Here is a 13257-nt window from a genome sequence, read left to right as displayed (position 1 = left end):
TTATTTAGAGGTGGGGACTAATCTTCTAAATTTAACTTTTTAAGCAGCAATACTGCTTGAGTTCGAGTATTAACTTCTAGTTTTCTAAATACTGCACTGATATGCGCTTTAACGGTCGCTTCAGTGACATTTAATTCGTGAGCAATTTGTTTATTTAATAAACCATCATGGATTAGCTTTAACACCTGAAATTGCTTAGGCGTTAATTCTGCAATTCGTTGCGCTAAGTTGAGTTCTTCACCGTCAATTTGGGCAATCTGTGCTTTTAACTCTTCAGTTAACCAAATTTCACCGCTCATGATTGTTTTCAAGGCATCAGCAATCATCAAAGTAGGGCTGGACTTAGGTACAAAACCTTTTGCGCCGAAGCTCATCACGTACGAAACAACTTCAATAGAGTCACTAGCCGAGACTACTGCGACAGGAATTTCAGGATAATCCTGAGTGACTCGAATTAAACCATAGAAATTCTCACATCCAGGCATGTGCAGATCGAGTAATATTAAATCGATATCTGGGTTTTCATGGAGCGTCATTAATGTAGAGTCGAGCGAGTCGGATTGCAAAATCTCAATATCTTCAAACAGTGGACTTAGTGCACCCACTAAAGCTTCGCGAAATAGCGGATGATCATCTGCAATTAAAAACTTTGCCATTTATTTGCCTTCAATAAATAATTCAATATTAAGTAACAAGACTAATACTTTAGTCTTGATTAATGAAGGGATTAATTAACTTCCCTGCAATTTATGTGACACATTCTATCAGAAGGCGTAAGTATGATGTAACAAATACCTCATGCAGTTTGTTTATATCAGAAAAATTTTTACGATCCTCTTAATCCATGGTGCAAATAGACAAGAGAATTGCGTGGTTTAGTGGCTGCGGGTAGAATTACGCTAATTTTCCACAATCATTATCAATTACATGCAATCAAGCAAAGACGCCATTTATTCACAACCTCAACAGGTAAGTGATTTCCGCTTCGATGATACCGTAGCAGAGGTTTTTCCAGATATGATCCAGCGCTCTGTGCCGGGTTATAACACCATCGTCGATGCAATTGGGCAATTGGCTGGACGCTACGCTACAAACAATTCCAATATATACGATCTCGGTTGCTCCCTCGGCGCAGTTAGCTTAGCAGCGGCAAAATACGTAGTGGCTGATAACTGTAGTATCATTGCAGTGGATAACTCTGAAGCTATGGCTCAGCGGTGTGCCCGGCACGTAAAAGCGTATAAAGCGAATACTCCCATAGAGGTGATTTGCGATGATTTACAAAATATCCACATCGAAAATGCATCAAGTGTGGTAATGAACTTCACATTGCAATTTATCGACCCCACTCAGCGTGATCAGATTATTCAGAGCATATACGATGGCTTAGCACCGGGTGGAATTTTCATACTTTCAGAGAAGCTTCGCCACGCATCAGAGCAAGGGAATGAGTTACTAATTGACCTTCATCATGAGTTTAAAAGGCGCAATGGTTATAGCGAGCTAGAGATAAGTCAAAAGCGTGAATCAATTGAAAACATTTTGCGGGCTGAAACGTTTGAGGCGCATCAAACCAGACTACAAAATGCTGGTTTTGACGATGTCGTATTGTGGTTTCAGTGTTTTAACTTTGCCTCCATTGTCGCGATCAAAAGCTAACACTTTTTTATTTATTTACTTTACAGGCGCCGTTCATGTCAGTCCCTTGGTTCAACCAGTTTTATAAAGAAATTGCCGACTCCCCGCTAAGTGCTTGGTTAGAGCTTCTTCCCGGGCAAATTTCTACCTGGCAAAAAGAGCAGCTACACGGTGATTTCAACAAGTGGGTAAAGCTGCTTGGCAAGCTGCCTCAGACTCATCCTAGTGAAATTGAGCTCAAAGAGAGGGTTGAATTTGGGCTGCAAAGCGAGATAAACGAGTATACGCAGAAGCAAATTATAGGCTTACTTAAGCAGTTTATGCCATGGCGTAAAGGGCCATTTCATATTCATGGTATTCATATTGATACAGAGTGGCGGTCCGACTGGAAATGGGAAAGAGTACAACCGCATATACAGTCGTTAGAAAATCGTTATGTTCTTGATGTTGGTTGCGGCAGTGGCTACCACATGTGGCGTATGCTAGGAGAAAACGCCAAAATGGTGGTGGGCGCGGACCCTTCTCAGTTATTTTTGATGCAGTTCCAAGCCACTAAGCATTTTAACCCCGACCCACGCATTCATTTATTGCCCGTAGGTGTTGAGCAGCTACCTGAAAAAAATGCCTTTGATACGGTTTTTTCAATGGGGGTACTGTATCACCGAAAAAGTCCACTCGATTTTTTACAACAGCTAAAAAATCAGTTGCGACCCGGTGGCGAGCTCATTCTCGAGACACTTGTAGTTGAGGGAGATGAAAATACTGTATTGATGGCCGGGGACAGGTACGCTCAAATGCGCAACGTATGGTTTTTGCCTAGTACAGATGCCTTGTGTTTATGGATGAAACGACTGGGCTTTAAAAATGTGCGCGTGGTAGATTTAGCAAAAACTACGATAGAAGAGCAGCGCGCAACGCAGTGGATGGACAGTCAATCTTTGGTTGATTTTCTTGACCCGAATGATCACTCAAAAACCATTGAAGGCTATCCTGCGCCCCTGAGGGCCGTTGTTGTGGCTGAGCGATAGCATATGCGCTCAATTTACTCGTTAATAAATACCCGTTTGGCGCGCGTTGGCATTCGGGTGACTAATTCATAGCCTAACGTATCCGCCCAAGCGGCCACGTCATTAACCGGTATATTCTTGCCCCAAAGCTCGACTGGGCTGCCTTCACTTATATCGGTTAATTGAGTGACGTCAACGCACAACATGTCCATCGAAACACGACCCGCTAACGGCGCTATCTGGCCATTGACCATAACAGGGGTGCCAGATTTAGCCGTTCGAGGGTAACCATCACCATAACCTGCCGCCACAGTGGCGATAATGCTTGGTCGCTTCGCTGTCCATATTGCGCCGTACCCTACTGACTCGCCAGTTGCGACGCGTCTCAATGCAATCACTTTTGAGCTAAAAGTCATCGCCGGAATGAGTGGTAGAACGTTGATATCACTTTGGTTGAAGGGACTAATACCATACAGCATGATCCCTGGGCGGTTCCAAGTGCTGATGCTTTTCGGTGTAGCAAGTAGGGCAGCTGAATTGGCTAAGCTACAACCTGCGTATGACGGCTCCGCCGATACTTTTTCAGCAAGCTTTTGTATTGACTGTATTTGACTCAGCAGTAAAGGGTGATCGGGGTGATCAGATGTAGCAAAGTGCGTCATAAGCATAACCGAGCACACATTCTTACTGGATGCGAGTTGAGTATAAGCCTTCAATGCATCTGAGACAGGTATGCCTAGGCGATGCATACCAGTATCAACTTTCAACCATACTTTTATGGGCTTCGTTAATACTTGGGCCAGCAGATCTTCAATTTGCTTTTGGTTGTGAATAACAATTTGTAGGTTTAATTCATTTACAACACTCAATTCACTAGGACAAAAGCAGCCTTCAAGCAATAAAATGGGCGTCTTTATATGGTGTTGGCGCAAACTTACGGCTTCTTCAATACTCGATACCGCAAGTAGAGCGGCTTGGCCATTAAGAGCGCGCGCTGTTGCTACTGCGCCGTGGCCGTAAGCATCAGCTTTGATGACCGCAAGAGTATTGCTCTGACGGTCGTTGATGGAACTTTCCAAGGCGTTAACACCCAGAGCATTTGCATATGCGAAGTTTTGACGGATAGCATCCAGATCTACCGTAATCGAAATAGGGCGTGGCATTAACGGCCTTTAATATTGATATTTATATTGGCTAAACAAGGCTTGTGCTTGCAACCATACATCACCGACAGAACCGTTACCCACCGGAGTACCATCAAGCGTTACAATAGGAGCCACTTCTTTGGATGAGCTGGTCAGCCATAATTCATCCGCATCACGTACCTCGTCCATCGTGATAACACGTTCTTCAACCTTAAATGAGCTGTGCTCACGTAAAATGGCTAACAGCAACTTTCTAGTAACACCTGGTAGCAGTTGGTTATCCAAAGCGGGAGTAGCGATCACGTTATTTTTGACCATAAATACGTTGCATGAGCTTGCTTCGGTAAGTTCCTGTTGTTGATTAAACAGTATGGTTTCTTGCATACCAAGATCTTGGCTTTGTTGATAATGCATAACATTGCCGAGTAACGAGGTCGATTTAATATTGCATCGCTTCCAGCGCAAATCTTCACTGCTGGTAACATTGAACGCTTTTACACCTTCTTTGTCTGGTGTCGGCGCAGGCGGTATCTCGAATGAAAAGGCAAATACCGTTGGTTCGACGCCTGTCGGATATGCATGAGCTCGTTTGGTGTCAGTGCCGCGACTAACATGAAGATAAATTCCGCGGTTACCGGTCTCGTTCTTTGCGATCAACGTATGAATGATTTCTTGCCAGTCTTCTACTGTGTAATCAAGTTGAATGCCGATAGACGCCAAACCCGATTGCATACGTTCAATATGAGGCATAAAGCCAACAGCTTCACCTTGATAGGTAGGTACCACTTCATAAATGCCGTCGCCGAATAAGAACCCGCGGTCCATAGGTGAAATTTTAGCTTGTTCTTGGGGGAGATATTCCCCATTTAAAAATACGATGCTCATAGTTAAGACTCAAAAAAATAGCATTGGAAGAAGGGCTGTTGAATGCGGATTATGCCACGAATTTTTATAATGAATTAAGCTACTTTGTTAGCAAATTTGAATTTTTACCGTGAATATCCTTCATATCAGGTACAATAAGGTTCGCTTCTATTGCTCAACACAGACAGGTTTTATGCTGCAAATTGGTAAGTTCAACTCATTAAACGTAATTAAACAGGTACCCTTCGGATTTTACCTTGATGGTGGAGACGATGGTGAGGTTCTGCTCCCCACTAAGTTTGCTGCCGAAGATTGTAAGATTGGTGATACCTGCCACGTCTTTATTTATCACGATAGCGACAGTCGCTTGATCGCCACCACGCAAACACCTTTGGCTGAAGTAGATGAATGCGCCTTCTTAAAGGTGGTGAGTGTAAATAATGTAGGTGCGTTTTTAGATTGGGGTATCGATAAAGACATTCTGGTGCCCTATAGCGAGCAAGACTTCCCGATGGCAGAGGGCGTGTCTTACGTAGTATTTGTGTATTTTGATGATGAAACAGGGAAGGTTGCTGCTTCCACGCGTTTACGTGACTTTTTATTTGAAGAAGGTCAGAACTTTGCGCCTAAGCAAGAAGTCGATTTATTGATTTGTGGCCGCACTGATATGGGATACAAAGCGGTGATAAATGGCAGTCACCTAGGTTTGATATTCAAAGATGAAGTGTTTAAACCTTTGCGTATGGGTGAGCGCACTAAAGGGTTTATTAAACGTATCCGTGAGGACAACAAAATTGATCTGTGTTTTCAATTTCACGATGATGGCGCACGCAAAGATTTGGCAGAACAAATTATTGACGATCTCGAGGCCCATGGCGGTATATCAACTTTAACGGATAAAAGCTCAGCGCAAGAAATATCAAAGCGCTTCAATGTCAGTAAAAATGTATACAAGAAGGCGCTAGGCGCTTTATACAAGCAAAAACGCATATTGCTTGATAAGAGCAAAATCACCTTAATTAAATAGAATGTAAGCAGTAGTTATTTGCAGTGGAGTAAAAAATGAAAGCGACCGTTAGTTGGCAGTCAGATATGAAATTCGTTGGTGAAACTGACACAGGAAAAACCATCGAAATGGACGGTGATGGCAGTCAGGCGACCCCTATGGAAGCCGTATTATTGGCCGTTGGCGCGTGCTCATCTATTGATGTAGTAGAAATTCTTAAAAAATCACGCCAAGGGATTACCGGCTGCGAATGTCAACTCGATGCTCAGCGAGCAGATGAAGCCCCAAGAGTGTTTACTGAGATTCATGCCCATTATGTTGTCAGTGGCGAAAACCTAAGTGAGAAGCACATTCAACGTGCCGTTCAACTGTCAGCTGAAAAATACTGCTCAGTCATGTTGATGTTAGAAGGAAAAGTTAAGATCACGACCAGTTTTAGTATACAGCCCTAGTTAGAAATCCGAGTACCGTAAACGAGTTGAACAAGGTCGCTATGTTCAACTCGTCATTTATTCATCTCACCAATAAAGTCAGCTGAGACGATTTACACCAGTGCGGTAAAGGCTTGTTCGAAGTCCGCAACAATATCGTCTACATCTTCAATACCGATCGAAAAACGCAGCATATTATCATTAATACCCATATCGGCTCTTTGCTCGGCAGTGTTCTCAAAGTAAATAGTTTGGGCGACGGGTAAACCTAAAGTACGGGTGTCCCCTAAATGTGTTGCGCACAACACTAACTTAAGCTCATTTAAAAATGCGAGCGGGTCGATATGCTCAGCTAGGTCGATACTGACTATTCCCCCATAACCTGTGAATAGCTCTCGCGCTATATAATGTTGTGGGTGGTCCGCTATACCCGGATAGTAAACGTGCTGAACGTGTTCATGACCATGTAAGTACGTCGCCAGACGCAGCGCATTTTGGCAAATTCTCTCTACCCTCAAAGCCAGCGTTTCAAGACCTATGGATATGCTGTGGGCCGCATCAGGAGATAACGTTGCCCCCATGTCTCTAAGGCCGCGTTTCTTAATTTGCGTCAGTCCCCATTGCTGGGTATCCGCTGTGCGGTAAATAGGTAATATGTTGTTAAACCCACTCCAGTCGAATAAACCAGTGTCGACAACGACACCGCCCAGCACATTAGCGTGCCCTGATACATACTTAGTTAATGAAGCGATAGTCAGTGAAGCCTTGACGCTTTTGGGATCAAAAATATTGGCAGGCGTCATGGTGTTATCAACGATAAACAGCAATTTTTGTTCGTTACATAACTGACCTATGGCACTTAAATCAGATACTTGGGTGGCAGGGTTGGCTATGGTTTCGGCATACACTAATTTGGTATTTGGCTTTATAGCTGCAATCACGTTTTGCACATCTGTTGCGTCAACGAAGCTGATCTCTATACCCAGTCCTTGTAATGTGCTGGCAAGGCTGCTGGTATTGCCAAACAAAAATTGGCTCATAATGATGTGGTCGCCAGCGCGAAGCAAACTTAAAAACGTTGCACTGATGGCTGCCATTCCCGTAGAAAAGGTAATGGCACCCACGCCACCTTCTAATTCATTAAGAATATTTTGCAATGACACACTTGATGCAGAGGATGAGCGTGAATATACGTGACCTGCTGCTTTGCCTTGAAATACATCGACTAGGTCTTGCGCGTTATCAAATGCAAACAAAACGGAATTATTTGTTGCTTGATGCACCGCTCCGTTTTGCGGTTTATTGATTACTCTATCTGCGTGTACTAAACGGGTGGTAAAACCTTTGTCTTTCAATCTTTGTCTCCGCTTGGGGGCGTTAAGTTGGTCGCTACTTCATCAGGGAATTTAGCATGCACAGTGTGATAATGCTGATAAATGCGTTGTAGTTCTAATGGTATATTTTCACTTATTGTTAGCACAGGGCCTAATTCAATTCGCTTTTTCTTATAATCAAATGCGACTAAGAACACGGGCATGTCAGCTTTATAAGCGATGTGTAAAAAGCCTGTTTTCCAATTTTCGCGTTTACCGCGCGTCCCTTCAGGGGCGAGGCACAGAATCATGTTATCTGCTTGGCGAGCTTCTTCCGACATTTGTTCTACCATGCCATGTGCTTTTTGGCGCTTTATAGGTAGCCCACCCCAGCGACGGAGTAACACCGAAAATGGTGGAATAAATAAGCTGCTTTTCGCGAAGAAAGTAATTTTAAGCTTTAGTGTAAACGCGACGGCTATTCCGATCACGAAATCCCAGTTCGAAGTATGTGGAGCCACGGCGATTATCATCTTTTTGTGTTTGGGAAATTCACCACTAAATTGCCAACCCATAAGTTTAAGTGTTGCTCTGCCGATCGAACAACTAAAGGCGTTACCAATGCGCGGTAAATCTTCACTTAACTCAGGAGTATTTAATTTGCTAGCCATTTCTTTCTTAGCTGTACCACTTTACACTAGATGAATGATCCGTCATGTCATCGGCATTGTCGAGTGCCAATCCTACTTATGCACTCCTGCGGCTCCAAGATATAATAAAAAAGGAATATAGAATTTTGAGATATATGTTTTTCGCGCTGGCCTTATACAGCGCAATGGGCTTTGCTCAGCAGACGGCGCAAAATCTTTTTAGCCATTACCAAAGTGCACTATATCAAATTCGAATTATTGAATTGGGTTCAGGTAACAAGTCTTCAATTGGCTCTGGGTTTCAAATAAATGACTCAGGTGTGCTGGTAACGAATTACCACGTTGTCTCTGAATTCGTTTATTTTCCTGAAAAATATCGTATTGAGTATCTCGCTGCTGATGGCTCTGTTGGTGATTTGTCGCTGGTTAACATTGATGTGGTTAATGATCTTGCGTTAGTGCAGGTCAAAAGTGGAAGTAGCAGCGCGGGTTTCTTCTCATTATCTGCCTCATTACCCGAGCAGGGTAGCAGCATATACTCACTTGGTAACCCGCATGACTTAGGCATGATTGTGGTACCAGGTACCTTTAATGGCATTAAAAAGAACAGTTTCTATCAGCGTATTCATTTCACTGGCTCGATTAACCCAGGCATGAGCGGCGGTCCTGTTGTGAACCCTGAAGGCCAAGTTGTTGGTGTCAATGTCGCAACAGCGGGTAACCAAATCGGCTTTCTAGTGCCCTTGACTAAAATCCACACATTAATTGACGCAGACGATTTCACCCCGTTAGCGCCAGACGATTACAAGAAGGTTATTGCCTCTCAGCTAATGGTGAATCAACAACGTTTGTTTGAACGCCTTGAACGGGGTGTATGGAAATCAAATGAATTAGGCGGCGCGAAAATACCTACCCTAGAAGGCGCATTACTTTCTTGTTGGGGAGACTCAAACAGCGCGGATCAAGAAGCGTTATATTTGTCAGTAGAAAATAGATGCAGTTTAGATGAAGAAATATTCCTTCATGGCGGTCTTCGTACTGGCGGTATAGAAATAGAGTTTGAATGGCTTGAAAGTGGCGAATTTGGTGCACACCGCTTTTATGACTTCTTTAGTGGCAGCATTTCAGGTGCTGGTGCGGGTAATCAAGCTAGCAAAAATGATGTGAGCAACTATCAATGCAAACAGGATATTGTAGCCAATACTCACGATGTTAAAACCAAAAGTATTTTATGTTTAAGGGCATATAAAGAATTCGCACATTTGTACGATGTTTTATATATAGGAGCCACATTGAACCACGAGTCTCAAGGGTTGATAAGCCACTTTACCCTAGCTGGGGTGAGTCAGGAATCGGCTACGCGGTTTACTAAGCAATTTGTGGGAGCAATAGCATGGCAATAGTGCTTGAGTTGCTTTCACGTAAAGACCAAACATTAAAATACTTTAAATTTAATAAGTCAGAGATTTTGGTGGGTCGTGATCATCATTGTGATTTGCGTTTGGAAGACCCTTATATCAGTGCCGAGCATGTGCGCATAACGCAAGACAGCCAAGATCAATCTATCTTCTTTGAAGATTGCCAAACGATAAACGGCACGTTGGTAAATAAGCAGTCAATGACGAGCGGTAAACTGCACGGTAACGATATTTTAAAACTGGGTCGTACACGCTTAAAAGTCGTCAATACGAATCAGCCAGTGTCAGCCGCTTTACCATTGAGCCAGTTAGAAGAGAGTTTGAATTGGTTGTCCAGTAGTGCAGTGGCGATTTTGCTTACGTTAGCTTATTTAGTGTTGTCCATGGTGTTTGAGTTCACCAATAGCGTTGAAGCCTACAATGTATTTGACATGTTACCTAAAGAGATGGGGCAAATGGCTTTGTTAAGTGCTTGGCCTATCGGCTTCGCTGTAATGGGCAAGGTTTTTAACAAAGAAAGCAGAGTAGTGAGTCAGTTTTCTATTCTCTGGCTTACATTGTTTATATTTTACGGCTTATATTTGTTAGGAAAATTACTTTCTTTTAACTTTAATGCGCCTGAAGCATTGATATGGGTAGAGCTAATTGTGTATTCACTGGTGTTGTTTGGTTTTATTTGGTTGTCTTTGTTTTTTGCTTTTCACCAAACCAATACACGGCGCAATCTCGTGGGTTCAATGATGACCTTAGTAATAGTAGTACCAGTGGTCAGTATAGGTATGTTAGGTAGCAGCGACTTTAGCGCTAAGCCTGATTACAACAGTATCATGTTGCCACCTATCTATCAGCTGCGCCCAGCATCAGATGTAACGACATTCGTTGAAAATTCACGGACCTTATTTACGGAACTTGATGAACGTATCGAACGTGAAGGCCTAGCTGAGCAAAGCGCCAATGATTAGCACATCAAACAAGTAGTATATTTTTATGTGTATTTTATTTATTGCTGTAAATCAGCACCCTGATTATCCTCTTATTGTTGCAGCGAATCGGGATGAGTTCTTTGAGCGACCAACACGCGAGTCGTGCTTTTGGGAAGGGCAGCCGAACACTCTAGCTGGAAAAGATCTGCGTGCTGGTGGCACTTGGATGGGTATTAATACCCAAGGTAAACTTGCAGCACTAACCAATATTCGCGATCCCAAGCGTAATCTAGCCAATGCAGTGAGTAGGGGGGAATTGGTTAGTCAGTATCTGCAACACTCCCCTAGAAGCGATGCTTATCTTTCCAAGATGTTAGCGGATGCCGAGAACTATAATGGCTTTAATTTATTATATGGTGATTGGAATAACTTACATGTATTTAACAACCATACGCTTCAATCTGAGAGATTAACAACGGGAGTTTACGGCTTATCTAACGCAAAATTAAACACCCCTTGGCCGAAAACTTTACATGGCATGGCACAGTTAACCGAATATTGCCAAAACCCTCATACGTTAGAAGTTGAAAGCTTATTTGCTTTACTTAAAAACCAGACCAAAGCCCAAGATGATATATTGCCGCAAACCGGTGTGCCTATTGAGTGGGAGCGTAAGTTATCCTCGATTTTTATACAAAGCCCAGAGTATGGCACTCGTTCATCCACGCTACTTTTAGTGGATAAGCAGCAGCGTGTATCATGGCAAGAACGAACCTTTAATCATGAGGCTCAATGTATTGCTGAAAATAGCTATCATTTCGATATAAATTAGCAGTATTTTAAGTTCGAAAAATCATCAGTCGGTGGCATAATGTCTGCCGTTTAGCCTATCCAACATAAATTTAGAGGAACATCATGTTTGAAGTATTGCCCCAGTTACCCGCCGATCCTATTTTGGGATTATCAACTGCATATAAAGCGGACCCTAATCCACTGAAAATTGACTTGGGCGTAGGCGTTTATAAGGACGAACAAGGGCATACACCTATTTTATCTTCTGTAGCAAAGGCTCAGCAGATATTACTAGCCAAAGAGGACTCTAAAACCTATATCACACCTCAAGGGGTGCCAGGGTATATTGACGGTATGCTGCAATTGTTACTAGGCAAGGGCAGCAAGGTGATGCTTGAAGATCGCGTAGCAGCGGTTCAAGCGCCTGGTGGTTGTGGTGCACTGCGTATTCTGGCTGAGCTTATCAAACGCTGTGACAGTGAACTCACTGTTTGGGTAAGCGATCCAACTTGGGCAAACCATATTCCGCTCATTGGTAATGCTGGCCTTAAAATTGAGACTTACCCCTACTTCAATAAAGCGGATGCGAGCATCAATTTTGACGGTATGGTCGAAACTTTAGCGCAAGTGAAGTCAGGTGATGTAGTGTTATTACATGGATGCTGTCATAACCCAACGGGTGCCGACTTAACACCAGAGCAATGGAAAACGGTATTAGAGCTCGCACAAAAAACCGGTTTCATCCCATTTGTAGATGTTGCCTATCAGGGATTCGGCGATGGTCTTGAGCAAGATGCTTATGGACTTCGTTTACTAGTCGAAAATTTACCAGAAGTGATAATCGCCGCTTCATGTTCTAAAAACTTCGGTTTATATAGAGAGCGTGTAGGTTTAGCTGCGATGATTACGGCCAACACACAAACGCGTAAAGCGATTCAAACTCAAATTCAGTCAATTGCTCGTGGTATATACTCTATGCCACCTTCATATGGTGGGGCACTAGTTGATATCATATTGAGCGACGAATCTTTGCGCACAGAATGGCAAACAGAAGTAGAAGCAATGCGCACGCGAATGAAAACACTACGTGGCTTATTGGTAGACAAGCTCACAGAGAAAGGTGCCCAGAGAGACTTTAGTTTTGTGAATCAACAAAAGGGCATGTTCTCTTATTTGTGTATTACTCCTGAGCAAGTTCAAGAGATGCGTAATAAACATAGTGTTTATTTCGTTGATTCAAGCCGGGTGAATATTGCAGGTATCAGTAAAGGTAACGTTGACGCATTAGCCACTGCATTAGTATCAGTACTATAAGTATCGATAGTCAGTTACGTTAAAACACAAAAAAGCCGATGCATGCATCGGCTTTTTTATTATCTACGTATTATAGCAGTGGCTTATTCTTCGACTTTGTCTTTAGCCATGCGTACTTTCAACGTTCTTTCTTGAAACTCAGAATCATTCAAGTTTTGAATCGCTTTCTCAGCACCAGCAGCTGTCATCTCTACAAAACCATAGCCCTTGCGTTTACCTGTGCGGCGATCTTTCATCAAACGAACGGAGTGAACCTGTCCTTGCAATTCAAAATGTTGTTGAACAGCTTGTTCATTTGCACGATAAGGCAAGTTGCCAACATATAGAGTTTTACTATTTTCTTCATCGGCCTGTTGTGCAACAGAAGAAGTACCAGAAAATTGGCTACCAATGATGGGGACGAGAATACCGCCAAGCAATAAACCAATAGCTAGCGCGAGGCTAGGATCAAGGTTAGCCGCCATGACAGGTAGTAGTAAATAGCCTGCAACAGCAAGAACGACGGAAAGAATTATATTTATTATAGTGGGTGAGTTCATGTATCTACCTAAAAGATTGTGTGTTTGTAAGAATATAAGGCTTAGCTATGTTAACCATTTATTACAAAATCGCCAACTAATAAGCCTTTACATTTATCCATATAGAGTTAAATACCATCATATAGGCCTAAAGTTAGTCAGTTCGTTTGTTAAATCAGCAGTTGAACATTTTTTTGAAATAAACACTTGCGATCAAAAAAGGGATCTCTATAATGCG

Annotated in this window: 14 protein-coding genes; 8 read left to right on the top strand and 6 right to left on the bottom strand. The window is 42.8% G+C overall.

The genetic code is table 11. The annotated features are described in order from the left end of the window. Window positions 1-17: 17 nt before the first annotated feature. Window positions 18-656 carry a LuxR C-terminal-related transcriptional regulator gene (locus tag PATL_RS20650; RefSeq protein ID WP_006991697.1) on the bottom strand — a complete coding sequence of 213 codons (639 nt, stop codon included), beginning with the start codon at window positions 654-656 and terminating at the stop codon, window positions 18-20. Window positions 657-927: 271 nt separating this feature from the next. Between PATL_RS20650 and cmoA the strand changes: the two genes are divergently transcribed. Then, window positions 928-1659, top strand: a complete 732-nt coding sequence (gene cmoA / locus PATL_RS20645) for a carboxy-S-adenosyl-L-methionine synthase CmoA (protein WP_011576725.1) — start codon at window positions 928-930, stop codon at window positions 1657-1659. A 35-nt stretch (window positions 1660-1694) separates the two neighbouring features. After that, window positions 1695-2666: a tRNA 5-methoxyuridine(34)/uridine 5-oxyacetic acid(34) synthase CmoB gene (gene cmoB / locus PATL_RS20640; protein ID WP_011576724.1), complete on the top strand. Its 972-nt coding sequence runs from the start codon at window positions 1695-1697 to the stop codon at window positions 2664-2666. A 14-nt stretch (window positions 2667-2680) separates the two neighbouring features. Here cmoB and alr read toward each other — a convergent pair whose 3' ends face one another. Next, window positions 2681-3808, bottom strand: coding sequence for an alanine racemase (gene alr / locus PATL_RS20635; RefSeq protein ID WP_011576723.1), 1128 nt, complete (start codon window positions 3806-3808; stop codon window positions 2681-2683). Between the two features lie 9 nt (window positions 3809-3817). After that, window positions 3818-4675: a D-amino acid aminotransferase gene (locus PATL_RS20630; protein WP_011576722.1), complete on the bottom strand. Its 858-nt coding sequence runs from the start codon at window positions 4673-4675 to the stop codon at window positions 3818-3820. Window positions 4676-4847: 172 nt separating this feature from the next. Between PATL_RS20630 and PATL_RS20625 the strand changes: the two genes are divergently transcribed. Both PATL_RS20625 and PATL_RS20620 read left to right on the top strand, forming a co-directional pair. Continuing rightward, the gene (locus tag PATL_RS20625; protein ID WP_011576721.1) at window positions 4848-5681 is read left to right on the top strand and encodes a CvfB family protein; all 834 of its coding nucleotides are present in this window, start codon (window positions 4848-4850) and stop codon (window positions 5679-5681) included. Between the two features lie 35 nt (window positions 5682-5716). After that, window positions 5717-6112 (top strand): OsmC family protein, encoded by a 396-nt coding sequence (locus tag PATL_RS20620; protein WP_011576720.1) that lies wholly within the window; start codon window positions 5717-5719, stop codon window positions 6110-6112. Window positions 6113-6204: 92 nt separating this feature from the next. On the opposite strand, the gene PATL_RS20615 is transcribed toward PATL_RS20620, so the two are convergent. Continuing rightward, on the bottom strand, window positions 6205-7446 hold the full coding sequence (locus PATL_RS20615) for a cystathionine gamma-synthase family protein (protein ID WP_011576719.1): 1242 nt from the start codon (window positions 7444-7446) through the stop codon (window positions 6205-6207). Next, on the bottom strand, window positions 7443-8075 hold the full coding sequence (locus tag PATL_RS20610) for a lysophospholipid acyltransferase family protein (protein ID WP_011576718.1): 633 nt from the start codon (window positions 8073-8075) through the stop codon (window positions 7443-7445). Before PATL_RS20610 ends, PATL_RS20615 begins: the two co-directional genes overlap by 4 nt. A gap of 125 nt (window positions 8076-8200) precedes the next feature. On the opposite strand from PATL_RS20610, the gene PATL_RS20605 reads away from it, so the two are divergent. The 4 genes from PATL_RS20605 to PATL_RS20590 all read left to right on the top strand — a co-directional run bounded on the left by PATL_RS20605 (window position 8201) and on the right by PATL_RS20590 (window position 12501). Beyond that, complete coding sequence (locus PATL_RS20605) at window positions 8201-9457, top strand: S1 family peptidase (RefSeq protein WP_041714128.1); 1257 nt, start codon at window positions 8201-8203, stop codon at window positions 9455-9457. Then, on the top strand, window positions 9448-10434 hold the full coding sequence (locus tag PATL_RS20600; RefSeq protein WP_011576716.1) for an FHA domain-containing protein: 987 nt from the start codon (window positions 9448-9450) through the stop codon (window positions 10432-10434). Before PATL_RS20605 ends, PATL_RS20600 begins: the two co-directional genes overlap by 10 nt. A 25-nt stretch (window positions 10435-10459) precedes the next feature. Beyond that, complete coding sequence (locus PATL_RS20595; RefSeq protein WP_011576715.1) at window positions 10460-11227, top strand: NRDE family protein; 768 nt, start codon at window positions 10460-10462, stop codon at window positions 11225-11227. A gap of 83 nt (window positions 11228-11310) precedes the next feature. After that, complete coding sequence (locus tag PATL_RS20590; protein ID WP_011576714.1) at window positions 11311-12501, top strand: aromatic amino acid transaminase; 1191 nt, start codon at window positions 11311-11313, stop codon at window positions 12499-12501. Between the two features lie 83 nt (window positions 12502-12584). Here the strand turns inward: PATL_RS20590 and PATL_RS20585 are convergent, their stop codons facing one another. After that, window positions 12585-13040 (bottom strand): RNA recognition motif domain-containing protein, encoded by a 456-nt coding sequence (locus PATL_RS20585; protein ID WP_011576713.1) that lies wholly within the window; start codon window positions 13038-13040, stop codon window positions 12585-12587. Window positions 13041-13257: the final 217 nt, after the last annotated feature.

Origin of the sequence: Paraglaciecola sp. T6c, from assembly GCF_000014225.1 — a bacterium.
Lineage (GTDB): Bacteria > Pseudomonadota > Gammaproteobacteria > Enterobacterales > Alteromonadaceae > Paraglaciecola > Paraglaciecola atlantica_A.
This window is presented reverse-complemented; position numbering and strand designations above follow the sequence as displayed.

What these genes read in the sequence shown, in the direction of transcription:
- PATL_RS20650 (WP_006991697.1), bottom strand. Translation starts at nt 656, where the DNA reads ATGGCAAAGTTTTTAATTGCAGATGATCATCCGCTATTTCGCGAAGCT.
- cmoA (WP_011576725.1), top strand. Translation starts at nt 928, where the DNA reads ATGCAATCAAGCAAAGACGCCATTTATTCACAACCTCAACAGGTAAGT.
- cmoB (WP_011576724.1), top strand. Translation starts at nt 1,695, where the DNA reads ATGTCAGTCCCTTGGTTCAACCAGTTTTATAAAGAAATTGCCGACTCC.
- alr (WP_011576723.1), bottom strand. Translation starts at nt 3,808, where the DNA reads ATGCCACGCCCTATTTCGATTACGGTAGATCTGGATGCTATCCGTCAA.
- PATL_RS20630 (WP_011576722.1), bottom strand. Translation starts at nt 4,675, where the DNA reads ATGAGCATCGTATTTTTAAATGGGGAATATCTCCCCCAAGAACAAGCT.
- PATL_RS20625 (WP_011576721.1), top strand. Translation starts at nt 4,848, where the DNA reads ATGCTGCAAATTGGTAAGTTCAACTCATTAAACGTAATTAAACAGGTA.
- PATL_RS20620 (WP_011576720.1), top strand. Translation starts at nt 5,717, where the DNA reads ATGAAAGCGACCGTTAGTTGGCAGTCAGATATGAAATTCGTTGGTGAA.
- PATL_RS20610 (WP_011576718.1), bottom strand. Translation starts at nt 8,075, where the DNA reads ATGGCTAGCAAATTAAATACTCCTGAGTTAAGTGAAGATTTACCGCGC.
- PATL_RS20600 (WP_011576716.1), top strand. Translation starts at nt 9,448, where the DNA reads ATGGCAATAGTGCTTGAGTTGCTTTCACGTAAAGACCAAACATTAAAA.
- PATL_RS20595 (WP_011576715.1), top strand. Translation starts at nt 10,460, where the DNA reads ATGTGTATTTTATTTATTGCTGTAAATCAGCACCCTGATTATCCTCTT.
- PATL_RS20590 (WP_011576714.1), top strand. Translation starts at nt 11,311, where the DNA reads ATGTTTGAAGTATTGCCCCAGTTACCCGCCGATCCTATTTTGGGATTA.
- PATL_RS20585 (WP_011576713.1), bottom strand. Translation starts at nt 13,040, where the DNA reads ATGAACTCACCCACTATAATAAATATAATTCTTTCCGTCGTTCTTGCT.